The sequence below is a fragment of the Pedobacter sp. UC225_61 genome (assembly GCF_044452285.1).
Lineage (GTDB): Bacteria > Bacteroidota > Bacteroidia > Sphingobacteriales > Sphingobacteriaceae > Pedobacter.
Window position 1 is genome coordinate 2,416,095 of record NZ_JBIOAL010000001.1, and the last position, 22,492, is coordinate 2,438,586.

The following is a 22,492-nucleotide window of genomic DNA, read 5'->3' on the forward strand; positions in this document are numbered from 1 at the left end:
AAAACTTGGTTTTTTTATTTTTTTATATGTTTTTAAAGCAATTTTTTGATTAATTACAGTAATTACTAATTATTTTATGTTTTTTATTTAATATTTAATGAAAAAAATAAAAATAATTAATAAAAATTTGAATTTTTAATCAAAAAAATATTTATATTTGTCCTGTTCATACAAAAAAGTACATTTATATTTGGTTTGATTAAAGCTCTGGTTGGATGACCAGAGCTTTTTCATTTAACTTAAGACGCTATAAAAACTCTTCAAATAGGAGTAGAGTTTAAAATCTGAATAGAAACTAACAACTAACTTAAAACTATAGACAAAAAGACCAGTTCGATTTTCGACTGGTCTTTTAAATCTTAAGATATTTGATTAGTAATTCTTCATATTTAAATTTTGTTCAAATAAAAAAACCAGCTGATTGCTCAACTGGTTTCAAATAAAATATATTTTCTGATTAGCTCGCTAATACTTTAGTTACTAAATCAGCAGCTTCTTTTAATGCAATTGCAGAATAAACTTTTAAACCGGAATCGTCAATTAATTTTTTAGCTTCAACAGCATTCGTTCCTTGCAAACGACAAATAATTGGAACTGGCACATCACCAATTTCATTATATGCATCAATTACACCTTGTGCAACTCTATCGCAACGTACAATGCCACCAAAAATATTAATGAAAATTGCTTTTACGTTCGGGTCTTTTAAAATGATATTAAAACCAGCTTTAACAGTAGTAGCATTTGCAGTTCCACCAACATCTAAGAAGTTTGCAGGTTCACCACCAGCAATTTTAATAATATCCATTGTAGCCATTGCTAAACCAGCACCATTAACCATACAGCCAACGTTTCCATCTAATTTAACGTAGTTCAAATTGCTTTCGCTAGCTTCAACATCTGTTGGATCTTCCTCTAATTTATCACGCATTGCTGCATAATCAGGATGACGGAATAATGCGTTCTCATCTAAATCAACTTTAGCATCAACTGCAATAATTTTATCATCACTAGTTTTTAATACTGGGTTGATTTCAAACATAGATGAATCAGTAGCATCATAAGCTTTATAAAGAGCAGTAATAAATTTCACCATTTCTTTATGTGCACCACCGCTTAAACCTAAATTAAAAGCAATTTTACGAGCTTGGAAACCTTGTAAGCCAACTTTTGGATCAATTTCTTCTTTAAAAATTAAATGAGGAGTGTGTTCTGCAACTTCCTCTATATCCATACCACCTTCGGTACTATACATGATGATGTTAGTTCCGTTAGCACGGTTTAACAAAACAGAAACATAAAATTCCTTAGTTTCAGAAGCGCCTGGATAATATACATCCTGAGCAACTAAAATTTTGTTAACTTTTTTACCTTCAGCACCAGTTTGAGGAGTAACTAATTGCATACCCAAAATATCGGTAGCACGTTGTTTCACTTCATCTAAGTTTTTAGCTAGCTTAACGCCTCCGCCTTTACCTCTACCACCAGCATGAATTTGTGCTTTAATCACAACCCAGTCAGAGTTATAGTCAGTTTTCATTTTCTTAGCTGCTTCTACAGCCTGATCAACAGTATCAGCAACAATGCCTTCTTGTACAGCAACGCCAAAACTTTTTAAAATTTGCTTACCTTGATATTCGTGGATATTCATCTGTTTGTAATTTTGTTTTTATCTGTCAGATGGAGCCTAAGTGGTTAAAAAAATTATTTTAATCACAATCGGTTCATTTGCTCAAAAATTTGCTCAAATCTACGAATCTAAAAGCTTTATACAAAGCGGAAATGCATTTTAGCGCAAAGTATTTGATGTAAGCTAAAAACAAACAGGGTTACGGGTAAAAACCATTTATTTTTCTATTTAAAAAGCAACGATAAAAGCTTTTTTAGTTGACAATTCCACTTTTCGCTTTACTCGCTTAGTACCTTAGCTTTGTGTACGCTAGATTTGGTTTTAGCGATTAAAGTCTTTGAAAATTAAGATGGTGTATTAATCATATGCCTAAAACTTCTTCACCATTTCTTATTTTAAATGCTATAGATTTTTCTGGCCTTAACTTTTTAATTGTCTTTTTAAATTTGGCTTTCATTTTCATCCAGTACTTATAAAAGTTTACATGTCCAGCTTTAAATAATTTACGATGTGCAAACCAAACTACCAGTAGTGTAGAAAAGTAAAAGCAAGTGTAAAAATAATAAGTGAGATATCTCATCAGAGCGTTTTTATCATTATAAAGCAAGCTCAATCTTTCTGTCTGAAAAGTAATATGTGCGGCTTCTCAATTAAAATATCTGTACAAATCTGTTTTAATAATTTGCATTCTGTAGCATCTTTTAAGCATTGGTAAAATATTTGAGCAGTACTTTCAACTGTAATTACGGCAATTGTCCAAAACTCCATATGCGTATTTAAACCTCTTATTTTTCTAAATAAGCTATCACCCCAATCTTTCTTTATTCGCTGTTCACCAATAAGATCTAAGTATTTTCCTAGGTTATTTCCATGTTTTTGTTCTTCAAGAATAAATAATTTAATGGTTGGAGTGTAATGACGATCATTCAGTTGTTTCGCATGTTTAGTTGCTGCATTTATTAAATTAGTTCCTTCAGATGTTTCACCTAACTGCCAAGCTTGCAAAGATTTTAAAATTTTTTCTCTTTCAGTTTGGTTTAAACTAGGTTTAATACTCCAATCTATTCTTTTGTTTTTAAGGTTTTGGGTAAAATAATTTAGCCAATACAATGAATTATGCATGATTTAAGTATTTAGTGATCTAGCTATCAAAATATTTATTTTATAGTTTATCAATTTCTATTTATCTAAAAAGTAGAGAGCCAGCCATAAATAAAGAAAGACAATAGGGATATTGATCAACAATAGTCCTATAGCTTTAATAATTTCAATTCTATTTTGTGGATTACAAGTAAGGGTAACTATAAGAATAAGCAGCATGATTAGGTTTATCCCTATTGCAATTGATAAATACAAGTAACCATAAGTTAAGATGGGAATGTAATGTGTTATAATAAACGCCAATAACAATAACGTCCCAATAATGAATGAATACTTGAAGCAAAACTTTGCAGCTGTAATAATTTTTATACTGTTGTCTTTTCTCATTACTTTTAAAAGTACTTTGAATTTCAAAGTAATTGAGTAAAAAAATTATATTCCCTTAATCATTTTCTCTAAAGCATCTAAATGTGCTTTAAATGCTTGTTTTCCTAAATCAGTAATAAAATAGGTAGTATTTGTTTTTTTGCCGATAAATGCTTTTTGAACTTTTAGATAATCAGCCTGTTCTAATGTGTTTAAGTGAGAGGCTAAGTTTCCATCAGTTAATTCAAGCATTTGTTTTAATTCGTTAAAACTGACAGAATTATTTACAATAAGTATGGACATTACACCAAGCCTTATTCGACTATCGAATATTTTATTAAGGGCTTCAATTGGATTTACCATTATTTTGTCCTTTCATATTTAAAGTACATCAATAGGCCATAAAAGATGTGTAGTACACCGAAACCAAATGCCCAAAAATATAATCCATATCCAATATTAAACATAGCGATGATACCTAAAATAACTTCACAAATGCCTAAAAAACGAATATCAGTATAAGTGTATTTACTTGCATTTATTAATGCTAAGCCATAAAATATTAAACAAGCTGGTGCAATAAAACCAGTTGTATTCCCATTAAATAATAACGCAATTATAAAAAATCCCCCAGCAACTAAGGGGATAGCCAAATTGATCAATAAGGTTTTAATTGTTTTATCCCAAAACGGAAGGTTTTTCTTTTTACTTTGACGAAGTGTGAATAAAAATCCGCCAGCAACTGCAATAACTAATACGCTAAAACCTATTTTAATTAAATTAGCTTCAATTTCAAAATCAGCATCAATGCCATAGCCATAACTGCCATTGTTATATTTTGTCAGCTCCAAATGGGCTAAATAAGCACCAACTAAACCTGTTAACCCAGCAAATACACCAGATAAACCGCTTAAAGAGATAAATCTAGATGAGCGATCCATCATTTTTCTAATGTCGCTCAAGGCATTCAATTGTTCTTCCTGATTGCTCATATTAAAAGTGCTTTGTTTTTCAAAGCTACTTAAGAAAATTAATAAAACAAAATTTTTTAAAGAGATTAGTTCATACTTTATGGTCAATGGACTATTAGCCAATTTTTATTTAAGTTTGTACCATGCTAAAGGCCACAGGAATAAAAAAAGCGTACGGAAATCTGCCTATTTTAAAAGGGGTAGATTTTGAAGTTGCCAAAGGAGAGATTGTAAGTATTATTGGAGCTTCTGGGGCAGGGAAAAGTACTTTGCTACATATTTTAGGCAGTTTGGATAAACCTGATGAGGGTGCTGTAGAATTAAAAGGAACAAAAATCAATAAACTATCGGGCGAATTATTAAGTGTTTTTCGAAATAAAAATATCGGTTTTATATTTCAGTTTCATCACCTTTTACCAGAGTTTACGGCTTTAGAAAATATTTGTATTCCTGCTTTTATCGCAAAAAAGAGTAAAAAGGAAGCAGAAAAAAAGGCTTATGAGTTATTAGCTCTCTTAGGATTAAGTGAACGAGCACATCATAAACCTAATCAATTGTCTGGAGGAGAACAACAACGTATAGCAGTAGCTAGAGCATTAGTTAATGACCCTGCAATTATTTTAGCAGATGAACCTTCTGGTAATTTAGATTCGGCAAATGCCAATGCCTTACATCAGTTGTTTATTAACTTACGTGATAATTTTGAACAAACTTTCGTTATCGTAACTCACAACGAAGATCTTGCGAAAATTAGCGATAGGGTAGTAACAATGAAGGATGGTTTTATCATATAGATCGTATTTTGAAGATATTAATTACTGGAGGTAAATCCGCTACGGCACTCAAATTAGTAAAGGCATTTGATGCCTATCAAGCTGTACTCGCTGATTATGGTGAGGTGCCATCTTTTATATCTAAAGCATATTCATTAATTAGTTTGGGAGCAAAAAATGAAGATACATTGGCACATACCCTTTTAAATAAATGCTTAGATGAGGGAATAGATTTACTGTTGCCAATCCATCATTTTGAAATAGAAGCTGTAGCTAAAGCAAAAACTTTATTTAATGAATTTAACATTCAAATTTTATTGCCAAATAGAGAAGAATTAGATCACTACTTTAATATCGAAAATATTTGTAAATCAGATGATTGGGCTATTTTTAAGGATGGAGAAATCGTTTTTACTAGTAATAATGATGCTATTTCTAACGATACCAATCAAAAAAACTTAAATGGCGCATTTTATCTTATAAAAGATGATAAAACAAAATTTAAGTTAGTAACAATTTAATCAGTTCATTCCATGGCTTTTGAAGAATATATTAAAGATAAAAAGGCTTTTATTTTAGGTTTGGATAATGTTCTATATCCAGAAAAGGATTACTTATTACAAGTTTATTATCTATTTACTGAATTTATAGAGTACACTGAACAGATAGGTGCAGCAGAAATTATTACATTTATGAAAGCTGAATTCATAGATCATGGTGCTAAAAACATATTTGAAAAAACTGCTGCAAAATTTAATATACCAGAAAAATATAAAATAAATTTTGAGTTATTGCATGAAAATGCTCGTTTGCCTCTAAAACTGCTTTTATATCACCAAGTACTTGCATTCTTACAAGAAGTAGTATTAGAAAGAAAAGAGGTTTTTTTATTGATTGATGGAGAACCCTTACAGGAAGTAAATAAAATAAAACAGATGGAATGGCATGGTTTGGAACAATATCTTAAAGTTTATTTTTCTCAAGAATTTGAGCCAAAACCCTCTTCAAAAAGCATAGAATTTATACTCGATAAGCATAGTTTAAATAAGAGTGAGATTTTAATGGTCGGAAATACAGTAGACGATAAGGATTTCGCACTCAATTTTGGTGTAGATTATTTAACTATTACGAAACTATTGTAAATTTTTACGTTAATTAGTACTGTAATCTATTGAAAATGAAAATAAAACTACTTGTTAGTGTACTCGCAATTTCTATTTTAACTATAACTGGTTGTAAAAAATCTAAGGTAACACCAACTCCAACTCCTGATCCTCCTGTAGTTCCTACCACAGCTACGAGAGCTGAATTATCGAAAGATTCTATCTTTTTATATGCTAAAGAAATATACTATTGGAATGATGCATTACCAACTTATCAGGTTTTTAATCCACGAAGTTATACCAATGCAAGCACAGATTTAGGCAATTATAATAATGAGCTTTTTGCGATAACCAGATATAAAATTAATCCAAATACAGGTTTATCATACGAATACTATGCAGCCGACCCAACAGATACTAAATATTCATACATACAAGATATTACAACTAAAAATCCATCTGGATTTGTAGGAAGCCAAAAAAGCTCTGTTGATTTGGAAGGAAATGGAAATGATTTTGGTATAAGATTAGGGTTTTATGGTTCAAATGCAAGTTATGCCATTTATGCAACGGCTATTTATCAAGGTTCTCCAGCAGCAACAACAGGATTTTTACGTGGGGATAAGATAACAAAAATAAATGGTGCTGAGTATGGGACGAATTTTCCCTCTCAAATTTCTGCAATAGAAACCGCATTAAATGGAACTACAATTAAGCTAGAAGGAATTAATAGTGCAGGTAATAATTTTAATATCACCTTAACTAAAGCAGTATTTAAAAGCAGCCCAATATATAAAACAAAAATATTAACAGCAGGTACTAGAAAAATAGGTTATTTAGCGTATGCTAGATTTTCTACGTTAACTAATTCTCAACCAGAGTTTGATGCTGCATTTGCAAACTTTGCTAATGCTGGAGTTACGGATTTAATTGTTGATTTAAGATATAATGGCGGAGGATACATTGAAACAGCGGAGTATCTAATTAATCTAATAGCCCCTTCAAGTTTAAGTGGCTCAGTTATGTTTACGGAGCATTATAATGCGACTATGCAGAATAATCAAGCCACAATTCTAAAAAACCAACCTTTATTGGATAGAAATAATAAAGTTCAATATTCCAATGGGAAAATTGTAAATCTCTACGATTACATGACTGACCCATATTCTGTAGCAAATAACACCTCAAAATTTGCTAAAAAAGGCCCCTTAAATAGTGTGGCAAATGTTGTTTTTATTGTTTCAGGAAGCACTGCTTCAGCGAGTGAATTGGTTATTAATAGCTTAAAACCTCATGTAAATGTGAAATTGGTTGGTCTTACTACATATGGCAAACCTGTTGGGTTTTTTCCGGTTACAATCGAGAATAAATATGATGTATACTTTTCATTGTTCGAAACTAAAAACTCTTTAGGTCAAGGTGGTTATTATACTGGAATTGCTCCTGATGTTTCAGCATCAGAGGTGCCAGCAAATACAGTAATGTATGATTTTGGCAATGTAAATGATAATTACTTAAAATTAGCTCTTAATGCTTTAAATCTTGGTGCTCCAGTAACTGGCCAAGCCAAGGCATTGTCAGCTATTAAAGAAAAAAGTTTAGCGGTACAATCATCTGAAGTGATTAATTCTGATCTAAATAACAATGAGTTTAAAGGAATGATTGAAAATAGAACTAGAAGAAAAAATTAATCATTCCTTCGTAGCTATAAATAAAAAAGGCCGCATATAGCGACCTTTTTTATTTATAGTAATTAGATTACTGTTTTTTCATTTGCAACCGTTCCCTAAAAATTGCTTTTATATCACGTTGCTTATCAATATTTATAATGACTTCTTGAATAGCATTTGCTGCATCAATAAAGAAAGTCTTGTTAATGTTTTGGTATTCATCTGTTGCTTTGTGATAATCTTTATGGTCTTCAACTCCAAAATAAAGAAACGGAATATTTTTCGCATTAAAAGCACCTTGATCACTCTGGTTTGTCCAGTCATCATGACCAAGTTTAGGATCATCATGACCCATTAATAATTTTAAATTAGGATTTGTTGTAACTAGAAATGGTTTCAATTCTGGATATTTAAAAGTTCCTGCTACATACAATTCTTGTTTATCGTTATGACTAATCATATCCATATTAATATTCAATTTGATTTTATCCAGCGCAACTGGAGGATTTGCAACAAATGCTTTTGCACCTTGTAAACCCATTTCTTCTCCATCAAATAAGGCAAAGATTAAAGTGTTATTTGGTTTGTTTTTAGAAAAATATTTAGCAAACTGTAATAATCCAGCTGTGCCAGATGCATTATCATCTGCACCATTATAAACCTCGTTCTTAATCACTCCAATGTGATCATAATGTGCAGAAATCACAATTACATTATCACTTTTACCAGGAATGTATGAGATTAGATTTTTGCCTTGAACTGAAGCTGCACCATTACGACCTTTAATTTCAAAACTTTGCTCATAACTACTTTGACCTGGATATGGTTTCAATCCTATTTCTTTTAAGCGACCAATTAAATATGTTCTAGCCATTTCTGCACCTTTAGTTCCAGTTTTTCGACCTTCATAACTATCTAAAGAAAGTGTTTCTACATCTTTAAGTAACTGCTCGCCAGTTTTAGGAATATTTTGATTGGTTTTAACTGTACTACAGCTGAATAAGAATGCTAGTGAAATTAAAAGTAATTTTTTCATTCGATTTTGTATTTGTTTTAAAAATAAAGGTAAAGATATTGTCTGATAAAATAAGAGTGTAAGTTTTGTAAAAACTTAATGAACTCACAGGATGTTGTATTTTAAATCTTAATTTGGAACATAATTTTAAATTAATATAGACGAAAATGGAATATAGACGTTTAGGAAAATCAGGCTTGCAAGTAAGTGCACTCTCTTTAGGAAGTTGGTTAACTTTTGGAAATCAAATTAGTGACAAAGTTGCAGATGAATTAATGGGAATTGCTTATGATGCAGGTGTGAATTTTTTCGATAATGCAGAAGGGTACGCAGAAGGAAAATCAGAAGAAGTAATGGGAAAGATTTTAAAATCGCAGAAATGGGAAAGAGAATCTTTTATAGTATCTAGTAAAGTGTTTTTTGGAACAGAAAATAAAGGGCCAAATAGAGTTGGCTTGTCACGTAAACATGTAATTGAAGCATGTAATGCAGCTTTGAAAAGGCTACAGGTTGATTATTTAGATCTTTATTTTTGCCATAGGCCAGATAAACAAACTCCAATTGAAGAAACTGTTTGGGCGATGAATACGCTTTTGCAACAAGGTAAAATTTTATATTGGGGTACATCAGAATGGAGTGCTGCAGAAATTATGGAAGCAATTGTAGTGGCTAAGCAATACAATTTGATCGGTCCAACAATGGAGCAGCCTCAATACAATTTAATAGAACGCAATAAATTAGAGAACGAATACCTTCATCTATTTAAAGAACATGGTTTAGGCACTACTATTTGGTCGCCATTGGCTTCTGGATTATTATCTGGAAAATATACTACAGGTGATACTAAAAATACTCGATTGGATTTGAAAGGAATGGATTGGCTAAAAGATAGAGTAATGGCAGAAGAGAAAATGAAAAAAGTTGTTGAACTTCAAAAATTAGCTGATAAAATGAATTTGCCATTAGCTAAATTATCACTCGCATGGTGCCTTAAAAATCCTAATGTAAGTACAATGATTTTGGGTGCATCTAAAGCAACACAGCTGAAAGAAAATTTAACAGTTTTAGAGGTAGTTCCTTTGTTAACCGATAAAGTAATGGCTAATATTGATGAAATTATGGGAACAAAACCTGTATTGCCACCATTTTAATAATGTATCATCCTGAGCTTGTTAACATGATAAACTCAGGATGATAATCTTAAATGTAGATTTCTCCTTTAAGGTAAGTTATAGCTTTTCCAGCCATTAAAACGCGATCATCTTTTAAAGTGCACCACAATTCTCCTCTGCGTTCTGATACTTGGTAAGCATGCAATTCATTCTTGCCTAATTTTTCTGCCCAATAGGGGATTAAATTACAATGAGCAGATCCAGTAACCGGATCTTCGTTTATACCAGCTGCAGGAGCGAAAAATCTTGAAACGAAATCACTTTTGTCACCTTTTGCTGTTACTGTAATCGCAAATGTATCCACATTTAGTAGCGCATTAAAATCTGGTTTTAAGCTGGCTATTTCTGCTTCAGTTTGGTAGACAACTACATAATCTCGAAGCTTTAAAACTTCAACAGCGTTGATATTTCCTAAAGCTAATAATAAACCATCTGGCGCCTCACTGATTTGTAAAGGTCGTGATGGGAAATCTAATGTATATAAATTATTGGCTTTACTTACGGATAATGTACCAGCTTTGAGCGTATGGAAATGGATAACATCTTTTGCATATCCCAATTCCGTAAATAAGATATGCGCTGTTGCTAACGTAGCATGACCGCATAAATCAATTTCTACTTCGGGTGTAAACCAACGCAATTCAAAATGTTCACCTTGAGGAACGAAAAAAGCTGTTTCAGCTAAATTATTTTCTGCTGCAATTTTTTGCATTAAAGGTGCCGAAAGCCATTCTGTTAGAGGAACAATCGCAGCTGGATTTCCGCCAAAAAGTTGATCAGTAAAAGCATCAACCTGATAAATTTGAAGTTTCATGTAAATTGGTTTATGCTCAAATTTACAAATAGTTTTGTCATTCAGGGAGTAACAAAAAATCCCTATAAGTAATTTTATAGGGATTCTTCGTTGCTCAGAATGAAAATAGTTGATTAATAATATGTCAATCTAACTACGCCTGCTAGTCTTTTTGCTAAACGAATAACTTGACGCGTGTATCCATATTCATTATCGTACCAAGCATATAAAACAATAGATTTATTATCGCGAGAAATAATGGTTGCAGGCCCGTCAATAATAGATGCATGACTATTGCCAATTAAATCACTGCTTACCAACTCATTAGAGACAGAATATTCCAATTGTTCTGATAAATCTCCAAATAATGAAGCTTGTTTTAAAACAGTTTCAACTTCTTCTTTTGAGGTAATTTTATCAAGTGATAAATTTAAAATAGCTAATGAAACATTTGGTGTTGGTACACGAACTGCATTTCCTGTAAGTTTTCCAGCTAAATGAGGGATTACTTTTGCCACTGCTTTATCTGCACCTGTTTCTGTAATTACTAAATTTAATGCTGCAGAACGACCTCTACGGTATTTTTTATGGTAATTATCTAATAAATTTTGATCGTTAGTATAAGAATGTACTGTTTCAATATGACCTTTGTCAATACCAAAAGCTGTATCAATTACTTTTAATACTGGAATAATAGCATTTGTAGTACATGATGCATTTGAGAAAATAGTTTCAGTTTGATAATCGAAATCGCCATCATTTATTCCTGTAACTATATTAGGAATATCGCCTTTGGCAGGTGCAGTTAATAATACTTTACTAATTCCCTTTGCATTTAAATGTCTTCCTAATCCTTCGCGATCACGGAAAACACCCGTATTATCAATTAACAAAGCATCTTCAATGCCGTAAGCCGTATAATCTGCATCTTCAGGATTTTTAGCTACAATAAGGTAAATAGTTTGCCCATTTATAATCAGTGCTTTATTTTCAAAATCTTCTATAATAGTACCATTAAAAGGACCGTGAATAGAATCTGTACGCAATAATTCCGCTCTTTTTATCAATTCCTCATCACTATACGTACGAGTTACTATAGCTCTTAGACGTAATTGCTCTCCTTTTCCAGCTTGTACAATTAATTCTCTAGCAGCGATTCTGCCAATTCTTCCAAAACCATATAAAACAACATCTTTCGGTTTTAAGCTAATCTTGTCCTTTCCAATGTGTTTACTGAGTTTGCTAATTACAAAATCACGCATTGTAGAGTGCTTATTGTTTTCATCTAGCCATTCTGCTGCTAAACGACCCACATCAACGCGAGAAGGGGCTAAGCTGCATTTTGCAATAGTAGAAGCCAATTCAAGAGTTTCGTAAATAGAAATATCTTTACCACTTACGTCTTTTGCGTATTGGTGATAAGCGAGTATTTCACTACTACCAACATCGAATAAAGGTTTTCGAAAAAGAACGAGTTCGATCGATCTGTCAAACCATAATTGTCCTACAACACTGATTAATTCAAGCGCTTTTTTTTCTTTTTCAATCCAGCTTTGAAACTCTGATTGATACTTATTTAACATACAAGAAAATTTATTTGATTAGAATGGCACAAAAGTAAAAAAGATCGGGTGAGTACCCAATCTTTTTCTATTTATTTTCTAGTAAAAATCTATGCTACAAGGTGTTTAAAACACACTAAGTAGTCATTTTTAAGGATTATCCTAAGTAAGATTTTAAGATTTTACTACGTGAAGTATGACGTAAACGTTGTAAAGCCTTGTCCTTAATTTGACGAACACGTTCACGAGTTAAGTTAAATTTCTCGCCAATTTCTTCTAATGAAAGTGGATGATTTGTGCTTAAGCCAAAGAATAAAACAATGATTTCACGTTCACGCTCTGTTAAAGTAGATAAAGAACGTTTAATTTCTTCAGAAAGTGATTCGTTAATTAAGTTGCTGTCTGTATTTGGTTCGTGATTTTCAAGTACATCTAATAATGTATTTTCTTCACCTTGTACAAATGGCGCATCCATAGAAACGTGGCGACCAGAATTACTTAATGTATCAGATATTTTATCAACTGTTGTTTCTAAAATATCTGCCAATTCTTCAGGTGAAGGTTCACGCTCAAATTCTTGCTCTAATTTAGAGAAAGCTTTACTGATTTTACTTAATGAACCAACTTGATTAAGTGGCAAACGTACAATACGACTTTGTTCTGCAATTGCTTGCAAAATTGACTGTCGAATCCACCAAACAGCATATGAAATGAATTTAAAACCTTTAGTTTCATCAAAGCGTTTTGCTGCTTTAATTAGACCTAAGTTTCCTTCGTTAATTAAATCACCTAATGTTAAACCTTGATTTTGATATTGTTTAGCAACAGATACAACGAAACGTAAGTTAGTTTTAGTTAAACGTTCTAAAGCTGCTTGGTCACCTTCACGTATCTTACGAGCTAATATTACTTCTTCTTCTGCGGTAATTAAATCTACTTTTCCAATCTCGTGCAAGTATTTGTCTAACGATTGACTTTCGCGGTTGGTGATGGATTGGGTAATTTTGAGTTGTCTCATCTATGTGTTTTAGTCCTGTGTGTTAATTTCGATTCTGCAAAAGTATGAATTTTTGTACAGAATGAAAGGGTAAATTGCTGAAAATGTTACGCTTTACGACACATTTTTTAACAAATACTTAACTACAAAAATCATTCCAAATTATATTTGGCAGTGTTTCATAATGGGATTAATTTTAGTTTAATAGGTATTAAAATTAATCGTATTTTATTAGATTAGTAGTATCTATTGAACAAACAATGTATTGTAATTTGATTTCTCAAAAATTTGCTTTTACTCCATATCCTAATTTAAATATTTCATAAAAAGGAGTGCTCTTTCTGTTTTTAAACCAACTAATAGCATATAAGTCATTTGTATTTGCTTCTGCATATAAGCTTATTGATTTGATTTTAGATTCCTTACTTGTCAAAATCTTTATCTCAGAGCCAGCTCCCATATGTATTCTAAATGCTGACGACCAAAAATAATAGTCTTTCCTATATTGTGGTTTCTCGAATTTAAAATCAAAGTTTTGCCCTAGTGTATAGGAAGTGAAAATGACTGGATTTATAGGATGAATAATAAATTTGTCTTTTATATTGATTGAAAATGGTTTGTAGTCATATTTTATAGCAATAATGGTTAATTGACCTCCTAAATCTTCAGGAACATATCCAATGTGAAAACTTAAAGCCGTTTTTTCTTTAAAAAAATTATAACCAACACCAGCACTTAGAAAGCCAATACTGCCGGCATATTGCAAGTTAATATGGTCTGGCTCTAACCTTTGTAAAAATGTTTTTTGAGCGAAGGATTCCTGGGAAAAACAGAGTGATAGGGCTATGATAATTCTAAAAATTAATTTCTTGCGCAGTAATTTGTCCATTTTTAATTTCAACTAATGTATAAGCTCTGTTTACAATGGCATTGGTGATGATAAATGGTATGCCAACTCCATCTTTATAATAAAACTCCAACTTGCTGTGTCTATGAGAATGTATAGAAGCTAATAAACCAGGCGTTTGATTAAGCAAATTCTCATAAGGTACAACTAGTTTTGGATCAAAATCGGCGTCGGTAGGAGGAACGTGAGATATAGCTACTAAGTTTGAAATTCCAGCCTCTATTTTTAAATTGCTTTTTAACCATGTTAAATTTGGTGTAGATCCATTAAAGTCATATTCTCTACCATTTGTGTCATGACAAACGAATTTAATTCCAGCGTAGTTGAAAGTGAAGTTTAATTGACCAAACATTCTTTCATAAACAGCTCTTCCGTTAGCTACCAGATCATGGTTGCCAATAACACTGATAAATGGAACATGGAGATTGCTGTAAAGTTTATAAATGCCATCAAATTCAAGCAATAAGCCAAAATCAGATATATCCCCATTTAAAATAACAAAGTCGATATCATTACGTTGGTTAATCTGATCTACAAAAATTCTAGTTTCTTCATAACTTCTTTGCGTATCACCTGAGATAATAACTTTTATAGGGGTTCCAGCTGCTTTTTGGGAGAGTAAAGCAATTTGTTTGGCATTAACATCCGTTGCCGTATTTCTATTAAATACCTGATTAGGACTGTACTCATCAGAATTACAGCTTAATGATAAAATAGAAATAAAGAAAATACAATAGGGTAAGAGTTTTTTCATAGGATTTAAACAATTATTCGCCTTAAATGTTCGGAAATAATTACTTAAATATCTGTTAGTTTAAACGTTTCTTTTAGTCTAACGCCTTTTTCTGTTTGTTGCACGGTACAACATTCATGTATAGGGTCATGTTCTAAGAAAAGAATATATTCATTAGTTACTGCCTCTTCCAAAAACTCTTTTTTTTCTTTTAATGTTTGTAATGGAAACATATCGTACGCCATTACATAAGGAAGAGGAATATGTCCAACTGATGGCAATAAATCTGCCATATAAACGATGGTTTTATCTTTATAGTTTAACTGTGGTAACATCATCGCATCAGTATGCCCATACGCAAAGCGGATTTTAATATCTTCATGAAAAACAACGCCGTTTTGCGAAGGAATAAATCTTAATTGTCCACTTTCTTGAATAGGGAGGATATTTTCTTTTAAAAAAGATGCTTTTTCTCTTGCATTTGGATGTATTGCCCAATCCCAATGTTGCTGATTTGTCCAATAAAGTGCATTTTTAAACGCAGGGCGAAGTTTATCGCCAACTTTTTCAATTGATCCACCACAATGATCAAAATGGAGATGTGTTAAAAATACGTCAGTAATATCATCTCTATTAAAACCATGTGCAGCTAAAGATTTATCTAAGGTGTCATCGCCATGCAAAAAATAATGACCTAAAAACTTTTCATCTTGCTTATTTCCAATACCATTGTCTACCAAAATGAGTTTACTTCCATCTTCAATTAATAAACAACGCATTGCCCAGCTACATAAATTGTTTGCATCTGCAGGATTACTTTTTTGCCAAATAGATTTTGGTACAACTCCAAACATTGCACCACCATCTAGTTTAAAAAAGCCTGTATTTATGGTGTAGAGTTTCATCTGATTTACGATTTAGATTGACAAATTACGATTTTATATTAGCTGTAAACTAAAATTGGCTAATTGACTTAACAATTAACCAATTTTACAATTTCAACAATTATTTTTTATAAATGAATTACCTCACCATAAGCGTCAGCCGCAGCTTCCATAATTGCCTCACTCATAGTAGGATGTGGATGTACAGCTTTAATCATTTCATGGCCAGTAGTTTCTAATTTACGAGCAACTACAATTTCAGCAATCATTTCAGTTACATTAGCGCCAATCATGTGTGCACCTAATAATTCACCGTATTTCGCATCAAAAATTAATTTCACAAAACCATCTTTAGCACCAGCTGCACTTGCTTTACCTGAAGCTGAAAATGGAAATTTCCCGATTTTTAATTCATAACCAGCTGCTTTAGCCGCTTTTTCAGTATATCCAACAGAAGCAATTTCTGGTGTACAATACGTACAGCCAGGAATGTTATTATAATCTAAGGGTTCAACATGTTGACCTGCAATTTTCTCTACACAAATAATGCCTTCTGCAGATGCTACGTGAGCTAAGGATTGACCTCCAACTACATCCCCAATGGCATAATATCCTTTTACAGAAGTATTGTAAAACTCGTCAGTAACGATTTTACCTTTTTCTGTTTTAATGCCTGTTTCTTCTAAACCAATGTTCTCGATATTTGCTACAACACCAGCAGCAGAAAGAACGATATCACATTCAATAGTTTGCATTCCTGCAGCAGTTTTAACTTGAACTTTGCATCCACTGCCACTAGTATCAACAGATTCAACACTTGAAGACGTCATGATTTCAATTCCAGTTTTTTTCAAACTACGTAGCAATTGTTTAGAAACATCTTCATCTTCTACAGGAACAACGTTTTCCATGAATTCTACAATGGTAACTTTTGTGCCCATTGTTGCATAGAAATAAGCAAACTCAACTCCAATAGCACCAGAGCCTACAACTACCATAGATTTTGGTTGCTCAGGTAAAACCATTGCCTGGCGATAACCGATTATTTTTTTGCCGTCTTGTTTCAGGTTTGGTAATTCTCTAGAACGTGCACCTGTTGCAATAACAATATTTTTAGCTGTTAATTCTTGTTGGGTTCCATCAGCAGCTTTAACATCAACTTTATTACCAGGTTTAACTTTAGCTGTACCCATAATTACGTCAATTTTATTCTTTTTCATTAAAAATTGAACGCCTTTACTCATGCCATCAGCAACACCACGACTACGTTTAATTACAGCAGCAAAATCAGCTGTTGATTCTGGAGCATTAATTCCATAATCAGCAGCATGGTTAATATATTCGAATACTTGTGCACTTTTTAATAAAGCTTTGGTTGGTATGCATCCCCAGTTAAGGCAGATGCCGCCTAAAGATTCTCTTTCTACAATTGCAGTTTTTAAACCCAATTGAGAAGCTCTTATTGCAGTAACATATCCACCAGGACCGCTGCCTATAACAATTAAATCGTAGTTCATATCTTTTTAAAGGAAAATTAACTTAAACAATGCGTCAAAATTAAAAAAAATGTTGATTAAAATTACGTTAAAGATGTTACACACTACAATTTGACAATTCTAAGTTTTGTAATCATTATTATTAGCTTATATAAGTTAAAACACATAAATATCAAGCGATTGATAAAGTGCTAGTTAGACCTTTTAATCTTTATGTTAAGTGTTGATAAGTTTTGCGATAATTAATAATTATTTAACATTGGAAATAAGAATCAGAATGAAATAAATATTTACATTTGCAGCGATATTTTAACATATCTTAACAAAAACAAAAAAATAATTAAAAGAGTATGAAGAAATCTTTACTATTAAAAGTTGTAGTAATTGTTTTTGCCTTTGTTGGTTTCATCTCTGTTGCTAACGCACAGATAACTACATCGTCAATGACAGGTACAATTAAAGACTCAAAAGAGACTTTACCAGGTGCCAGCATTAAAGCTACACACACGCCAACCGGAACGGTTTATGGTGTTATTACAAATGCTGATGGTCGTTATACCATTGGTAATATGCGTGTAGGTGGGCCTTACACCATTGAAGTTAGCTTTGTAGGTTACAAGCCACAAAGATTTGATGATGTTACCCTTAAATTAGGTGAACCATTTGTTTTAAATGTAACATTAGCTGATAATAGCTCTACTTTAGCTACAGTTAATATTATAGGTACAGCTTCTAACCCAATTATGAACTCTAATAAAAGTGGAGCAAATACAGTTGTTAGTAGGGCACAAATTCAATCATTACCAAGTATTTCTCGTAGTGTAAACGATATTACTCGTTTAACACCTCAATCAAATAGTAATAATGGTATTGGTGGTGGTAACTATCGTTCTAACAACTTTTCTGTAGATGGTGCTAACTACAATAACCAATTTGGTATTGGAGCTAACATTCCTGCAGGTGGTTCTCCTATCTCTATTGATGCATTAGAGCAAATCTCTATCAATGTAACTCCTTATGATGTTCGTCAAACAGGTTTTACTGGTGGTTCTGTAAACGCAGTAACACGTTCAGGTGGTAACAAGTTTTTTGGAAATGTTTTCTACACTATGCGTGGTGATGATCAACAAGGTCGTAAAATTGGTGATTACACTATCCAAAATTTACAAAAGCTAGATGAGAAAAACTATGGTGCTAGTTTCGGTGGTCCAATCATTAAAGATAAATTATTCTTTTTTGTAAACTACGAAAAGAAATTAACTAAAGCTCCAGGTTCAACTAGAATTGCTGCTACACCTTCTCTTCCGTATGGTTCTATTTCAACAGTTACTAGAACAACTGCAGATTTTATGAACACTGTTAGTGGCTATTTGAATGCGAAATATGGTTATCAAACAGGCCCTTATCAAAACTATGAAAATGTAAGTGAGAATGAAAAAATGTTCGCTCGTTTAGATTGGAATATTTCTAAAAGTCATCGCTTCAGTATTCGTTATAACCAAGTTGAAAGTCAGAGTCCAAGTCCTGCAAGTACCTCTGTTAGTGGTTCTGCTGTTACTGGTTCTTTAGGGTATGGAAACGTTAGATCGGGTAATACTCAAACAGCAGGTTTACCATTCTTTAATTCTAACTATTATCAAGCAGCTAACCTATACTCGGCAACTGCTGAGTTAAACTCATCTTTTGGCAGTAAATTTACCAATACATTACGTGCAGCTTATTCTCATCAAAATGACCCAAGAAACTCTGATAGTGCTCCATTCCCTTTAGTTGATATCTTAGATGGTACTCAATCATCAACAAGTGCAGGTAACGTATTAACAACTTTTGGTTACGAAGCATTTACATATGGAAATTTAAGAGATGTAACTTCTTATACATATAGTGATGATTTAGGAATTGCTTTAGGTAAACACAATTTAACTTTAGGTTTACAAGCAGAATTTAGCAAAACTAAAAATGGTTTTCAACGTTTTGGAACAGGTTTTTACACGTTCAAATCATGGGATGATTTCGTAAATGATGCTAGACCATTACAATATTCAGTTACTTATCCATTAACTCCAGATGGTTCACAAGCATTCCCTTCATTTAAGTTTGCTCAATACTCTGCTTACTTACAAGATGAATTTACAATTTCTGATCGTTTAAAAGTAACTGCTGGTATTAGATTTGAACAAGCAACTTATCCAAGTGTTAACGAAATCAAAACTCATCCACTAGTTGCGGCTCAAACTTTTGCTAACGGAGAAACAGTTAATACTGGTGAATTACCAGATAATAAAATTACTTATTCTCCACGTATTGGTTTTAACTGGGATGTAAATGGAGATCGTTCTTTACAAATTAGAGGTGGTTCAGGTATCTTTACTGGTAGAGTTCCATTTGTGTGGATTGTATCTCAATCTGGTGATGCTGGTTTGATCCAATATACTCAGTCATATTCAGGTGCAACTACTCCATTCTTTAATCCAAGTATCGCACCAAACTTAGTAGGTCCTAAAGGTGTTGCAGGTACTACTATGCCAAGTACTATTAGTGCAATGTCTAAAGATTTAAAATTCCCTCAAACTTGGAAATCAAGTTTAGCTTTAGATGTTAAATTACCTGGAGGTATCATTGGTACCTTAGAAGGCATTTATGGTAAAGATTTAAATGCAGCAGTTGCCGTTAACGTTAACTTAAAAGATCCAGCATCATTAAATATTGCCGGTTATCCTGATAATAGACCATTCTATTCTAGTTCTGTAACTACAAGACAAGCTGTGAATACAACTTCGGCTGGTGTTATTTCTGCAACAGGTACGCAGGTTAATAACGTTATTAAAATGAAAAATGCCAAAGGTGGTTATAATTGGAGTGCAACCGCTCAATTAACTAAAAACTTTACGAACGGCTTAGGTATAATGGCAGCATATACACGTACAGATCAACGTAACTTTGGTGATGGTAGTGGTGACCAATTGTTAAACTTATGGTCAATTCCTCAAACTTCAACAAATCCTAATATTCCAACTTTAAGTTATTCATCTAACTTAAATCCAGATCGTGTAATTGCATCAGTTTCTTACAAAAAAGAATTCTATAAAAACTTTGCAACGTCAATTTCATTGTTTTATGAAGGTTCTCAACAAGGTAGATTCTCTTATGTTTATTCAGCAGATTTCAACCGTGATGGACAAACAAATGATTTAATCTATATTCCAAGAGATCCATCTGAAATTACTTTCGTTAACATCCCAGCTGGTGGTGGTACAACTGGTTATGCTAAGCCATATACTGCACAAGAGCAAAGTGATATTTTCTTTGCTTACATTGATCAAGATAAATACTTAAGTAAACACAAAGGTGAATATGCAACTCGTAATGGTGCTACTTCTCCTTGGAGAAACCAAGTAGATTTCAGGTTAACGCAAGAAATCTTCAAAAACGTTGGTGCTAGCAAAAATTCAGTTCAATTCTCAGTTGATATTTTCAATGTGGGGAACATGTTGAATAAAGATTGGGGTAATTTAAACTTTGTTAACAATGCTTCAATTTTAGTTCCTCAAAACGTAAGCTCTATTAATGAGACTACCAAACCTACATTTAAATTAAACAACGCAAATGGCGATATAGTTAGAAGCACTTTTGGTACTTCTCAAACTATTTCATCAACATTCTACATGCAGTTTGGTTTACGTTATAACTTCAACTAATAATTAATATCCTGAATAGAAAATTTAAATTTTTTTATTCAGGATTAAATAAAATATTTATATGAAAAATTTAATTACAAAATTCGCACTTTTAGCAGTATTGGCTGGGTCAATTTCTTCTTGTGAAAAGTCACCATTAGAAGAGGTAGAAGTTACAGGTACTGGTGCAACAACAATTGAATTGGCAAGAGGTGCAGCTTTATCTGCTACTGGTACTACAGGTACAAGTGTTGTTACACTTAATTATGTTGTTGGTGAAAAACTTTTTCCATCAAAAGTAATTCCTAAATTGATAGTATATTATTTAACAAATACAAAAACTGGCAATACATCAGTTAGTTCTTCAGTTAGAACTCCTCTTTTTACAGCAACTAATGTTGCTTTAGCCCCTACTTCAACTCCAGGTCCTGAAGCTCCAGTAGTAACTGCAATTGGTTCTTATGGTAATGCAAGTAATATTGTTTGGGGACTTAAATACACATTTAATTTAAGCCAATTAGGTACAGGCCTTCTTGCAGTAAGTAATGGAGCTGTTTCTAGCACAAGAAGTACAAGTATAATTATTGTTGCTCAAGATGCAGGTGGTGTTACTTTAGCTGAGTACACTACAGTAATCTCAGAATTTGGATTGAGAACAATTTAAAATTTAAATAGAAATTTTAAATCCCGCTAGCCTTAATTGGTAGCGGGATTTTTTTTGGACTTCAAATCAGCAACAATTTGTATCTTGTAATATATAAACCTAATCCCTTTACCATGGATCAAAAAATTATCACACTTTACGATTCGTATACTCATAGTCAACTAAGTAGAAAAGAGTTTATGAAAAAGTTGGCTATCCTAACAGGCAGTACAGCTTTAGCTTTAACTGTTTTGCCCTTATTGGAAAATAATTATGTTGCTGCCGCTTCATTTAATAGTGAAGATATAGTAAGTGAAAATATAACCTATCCAGGTGTAGATGGTGATATGAAAGCTGTTTTAGCGCAACCAAAAGATAAAAAGAAATTAGGTTGTGTGTTGGTCATACATGAGAACAGGGGGCTTAATCCACATATTATTGATGTAACCAAAAGAATAGCCGCTGAGGGTTTCTTAGCACTAGGTGTTGATGCCCTTTCGCCTTTTGGCGGTACACCTGCTGATGAAGATAAAGGCAGAGAGTTAATTGGGAAATTGGATCCTGAAAAAAATATCCAAAACTATTTAAAGGGTTTAGCATATTTAAGAGATCATAAAAATGGAAATGGAAAAACTGCTTGTGTTGGTTTTTGTTGGGGTGGGGGAATGGCAAGTAAGTTAGCTGTAAACGACCCTAAATTACAAGCTGCCGTTGCCTATTATGGAGCTCAACCTAAAGCTGAAGAGGTAGCTAAAATTAAAGCGAGTGTAATGTTGCACTATGGTGGATTGGATGAACGCATCAATGCTGGAATTCCTGCTTATGAAGCTGCGTTAAAGCAAAATAATATAGATTATAAAATTTATATATATGATGGTGTAAACCATGCGTTTAATAACAATACTTCACCAACAAGATACAATGAAGCTGCAGCTAAATTGGCTTGGCAAAGAACAATTGATTTGTTTAAAACGAAAATTGGGTAATGCTCATACTCGT

General features: G+C 32.6%; 21 protein-coding genes. 8 read left to right on the forward strand and 13 right to left on the reverse strand.

Features of this window, described 5'->3' with window-relative positions; translation table 11 throughout:
• Nucleotides 1-457: 457 nt before the first annotated feature.
• The 5 genes from sucC to ACHMWN_RS11190 form a co-directional block, all read right to left on the reverse strand.
• On the reverse strand, nucleotides 458-1,651 hold the full coding sequence (gene sucC / locus ACHMWN_RS11170; RefSeq protein WP_397300917.1) for an ADP-forming succinate--CoA ligase subunit beta: 1,194 nt from the start codon (nucleotides 1,649-1,651) through the stop codon (nucleotides 458-460).
• A 340-nt stretch (nucleotides 1,652-1,991) separates the two neighbouring features.
• A complete protein-coding gene (locus tag ACHMWN_RS11175) occupies nucleotides 1,992-2,210 on the reverse strand; it encodes a hypothetical protein (protein WP_397300919.1) in 219 nt (72 codons plus the stop codon).
• 29 nt (nucleotides 2,211-2,239) lie between these two features.
• Entirely contained in the window at nucleotides 2,240-2,752 is a 513-nt protein-coding gene (locus ACHMWN_RS11180) for a hypothetical protein (protein ID WP_397300921.1), read from the reverse strand.
• A 411-nt stretch (nucleotides 2,753-3,163) separates the two neighbouring features.
• A complete protein-coding gene (locus tag ACHMWN_RS11185; RefSeq protein ID WP_397300924.1) occupies nucleotides 3,164-3,460 on the reverse strand; it encodes a winged helix-turn-helix domain-containing protein in 297 nt (98 codons plus the stop codon).
• Nucleotides 3,460-4,089 carry a hypothetical protein gene (locus tag ACHMWN_RS11190; protein WP_397300925.1) on the reverse strand — a complete coding sequence of 210 codons (630 nt, stop codon included), beginning with the start codon at nucleotides 4,087-4,089 and terminating at the stop codon, nucleotides 3,460-3,462. The genes ACHMWN_RS11185 and ACHMWN_RS11190 overlap by 1 nt, the downstream gene beginning before the upstream one ends.
• A gap of 122 nt (nucleotides 4,090-4,211) precedes the next feature.
• Here ACHMWN_RS11190 and ACHMWN_RS11195 point away from each other — a divergent pair, with 122 nt between their 5' ends.
• Genes ACHMWN_RS11195 through ACHMWN_RS11210 form a run of 4 tightly spaced genes read left to right on the forward strand, consistent with a single transcriptional unit; the run spans nucleotide 4,212 to nucleotide 7,635 of the window.
• Complete coding sequence (locus tag ACHMWN_RS11195; RefSeq protein WP_397300928.1) at nucleotides 4,212-4,862, forward strand: ABC transporter ATP-binding protein; 651 nt, start codon at nucleotides 4,212-4,214, stop codon at nucleotides 4,860-4,862.
• A gap of 8 nt (nucleotides 4,863-4,870) precedes the next feature.
• Nucleotides 4,871-5,362, forward strand: a complete 492-nt coding sequence (locus ACHMWN_RS11200) for a hypothetical protein (protein ID WP_397300931.1) — start codon at nucleotides 4,871-4,873, stop codon at nucleotides 5,360-5,362.
• Nucleotides 5,363-5,374: 12 nt separating this feature from the next.
• A complete protein-coding gene (locus ACHMWN_RS11205; RefSeq protein WP_397300934.1) occupies nucleotides 5,375-5,983 on the forward strand; it encodes an HAD hydrolase-like protein in 609 nt (202 codons plus the stop codon).
• Between the two features lie 35 nt (nucleotides 5,984-6,018).
• Nucleotides 6,019-7,635 (forward strand): S41 family peptidase, encoded by a 1,617-nt coding sequence (locus ACHMWN_RS11210; RefSeq protein WP_397300937.1) that lies wholly within the window; start codon nucleotides 6,019-6,021, stop codon nucleotides 7,633-7,635.
• A 67-nt stretch (nucleotides 7,636-7,702) separates the two neighbouring features.
• Here the strand turns inward: ACHMWN_RS11210 and ACHMWN_RS11215 are convergent, their stop codons facing one another.
• Nucleotides 7,703-8,650: a M28 family peptidase gene (locus tag ACHMWN_RS11215; protein WP_397300940.1), complete on the reverse strand. Its 948-nt coding sequence runs from the start codon at nucleotides 8,648-8,650 to the stop codon at nucleotides 7,703-7,705.
• A gap of 146 nt (nucleotides 8,651-8,796) precedes the next feature.
• On the opposite strand from ACHMWN_RS11215, the gene ACHMWN_RS11220 reads away from it, so the two are divergent.
• On the forward strand, nucleotides 8,797-9,780 hold the full coding sequence (locus tag ACHMWN_RS11220; RefSeq protein WP_397300942.1) for a potassium channel beta subunit family protein: 984 nt from the start codon (nucleotides 8,797-8,799) through the stop codon (nucleotides 9,778-9,780).
• Between the two features lie 49 nt (nucleotides 9,781-9,829).
• On the opposite strand, the gene ACHMWN_RS11225 is transcribed toward ACHMWN_RS11220, so the two are convergent.
• The 7 genes from ACHMWN_RS11225 to lpdA form a co-directional block, all read right to left on the reverse strand.
• Nucleotides 9,830-10,615 (reverse strand): PhzF family phenazine biosynthesis protein, encoded by a 786-nt coding sequence (locus tag ACHMWN_RS11225; protein WP_397300945.1) that lies wholly within the window; start codon nucleotides 10,613-10,615, stop codon nucleotides 9,830-9,832.
• 113 nt (nucleotides 10,616-10,728) lie between these two features.
• On the reverse strand, nucleotides 10,729-12,177 hold the full coding sequence (locus ACHMWN_RS11230; protein ID WP_397300947.1) for a glyceraldehyde-3-phosphate dehydrogenase: 1,449 nt from the start codon (nucleotides 12,175-12,177) through the stop codon (nucleotides 10,729-10,731).
• Nucleotides 12,178-12,313: 136 nt separating this feature from the next.
• Nucleotides 12,314-13,174, reverse strand: a complete 861-nt coding sequence (locus ACHMWN_RS11235) for an RNA polymerase sigma factor RpoD/SigA (RefSeq protein WP_090992569.1) — start codon at nucleotides 13,172-13,174, stop codon at nucleotides 12,314-12,316.
• Between the two features lie 259 nt (nucleotides 13,175-13,433).
• Nucleotides 13,434-14,042, reverse strand: a complete 609-nt coding sequence (locus ACHMWN_RS11240; protein WP_397300950.1) for a hypothetical protein — start codon at nucleotides 14,040-14,042, stop codon at nucleotides 13,434-13,436.
• Nucleotides 14,008-14,814 carry a metallophosphoesterase family protein gene (locus ACHMWN_RS11245; protein ID WP_397300952.1) on the reverse strand — a complete coding sequence of 269 codons (807 nt, stop codon included), beginning with the start codon at nucleotides 14,812-14,814 and terminating at the stop codon, nucleotides 14,008-14,010. The genes ACHMWN_RS11240 and ACHMWN_RS11245 overlap by 35 nt, the downstream gene beginning before the upstream one ends.
• 44 nt (nucleotides 14,815-14,858) lie before the next feature.
• On the reverse strand, nucleotides 14,859-15,698 hold the full coding sequence (locus ACHMWN_RS11250; RefSeq protein WP_397300955.1) for an MBL fold metallo-hydrolase: 840 nt from the start codon (nucleotides 15,696-15,698) through the stop codon (nucleotides 14,859-14,861).
• Nucleotides 15,699-15,805: 107 nt separating this feature from the next.
• Nucleotides 15,806-17,194, reverse strand: a complete 1,389-nt coding sequence (lpdA, locus tag ACHMWN_RS11255) for a dihydrolipoyl dehydrogenase (RefSeq protein WP_397300958.1) — start codon at nucleotides 17,192-17,194, stop codon at nucleotides 15,806-15,808.
• A gap of 329 nt (nucleotides 17,195-17,523) precedes the next feature.
• On the opposite strand from lpdA, the gene ACHMWN_RS11260 reads away from it, so the two are divergent.
• The 3 genes from ACHMWN_RS11260 to ACHMWN_RS11270 all read left to right on the forward strand — a co-directional run bounded on the left by ACHMWN_RS11260 (nucleotide 17,524) and on the right by ACHMWN_RS11270 (nucleotide 22,479).
• Entirely contained in the window at nucleotides 17,524-20,871 is a 3,348-nt protein-coding gene (locus ACHMWN_RS11260; protein WP_397300960.1) for a TonB-dependent receptor domain-containing protein, read from the forward strand.
• Between the two features lie 61 nt (nucleotides 20,872-20,932).
• On the forward strand, nucleotides 20,933-21,514 hold the full coding sequence (locus ACHMWN_RS11265; protein ID WP_397300963.1) for a hypothetical protein: 582 nt from the start codon (nucleotides 20,933-20,935) through the stop codon (nucleotides 21,512-21,514).
• Nucleotides 21,515-21,627: 113 nt separating this feature from the next.
• Nucleotides 21,628-22,479 carry a dienelactone hydrolase family protein gene (locus ACHMWN_RS11270; protein WP_397300966.1) on the forward strand — a complete coding sequence of 284 codons (852 nt, stop codon included), beginning with the start codon at nucleotides 21,628-21,630 and terminating at the stop codon, nucleotides 22,477-22,479.
• Nucleotides 22,480-22,492 lie beyond the last annotated feature (13 nt).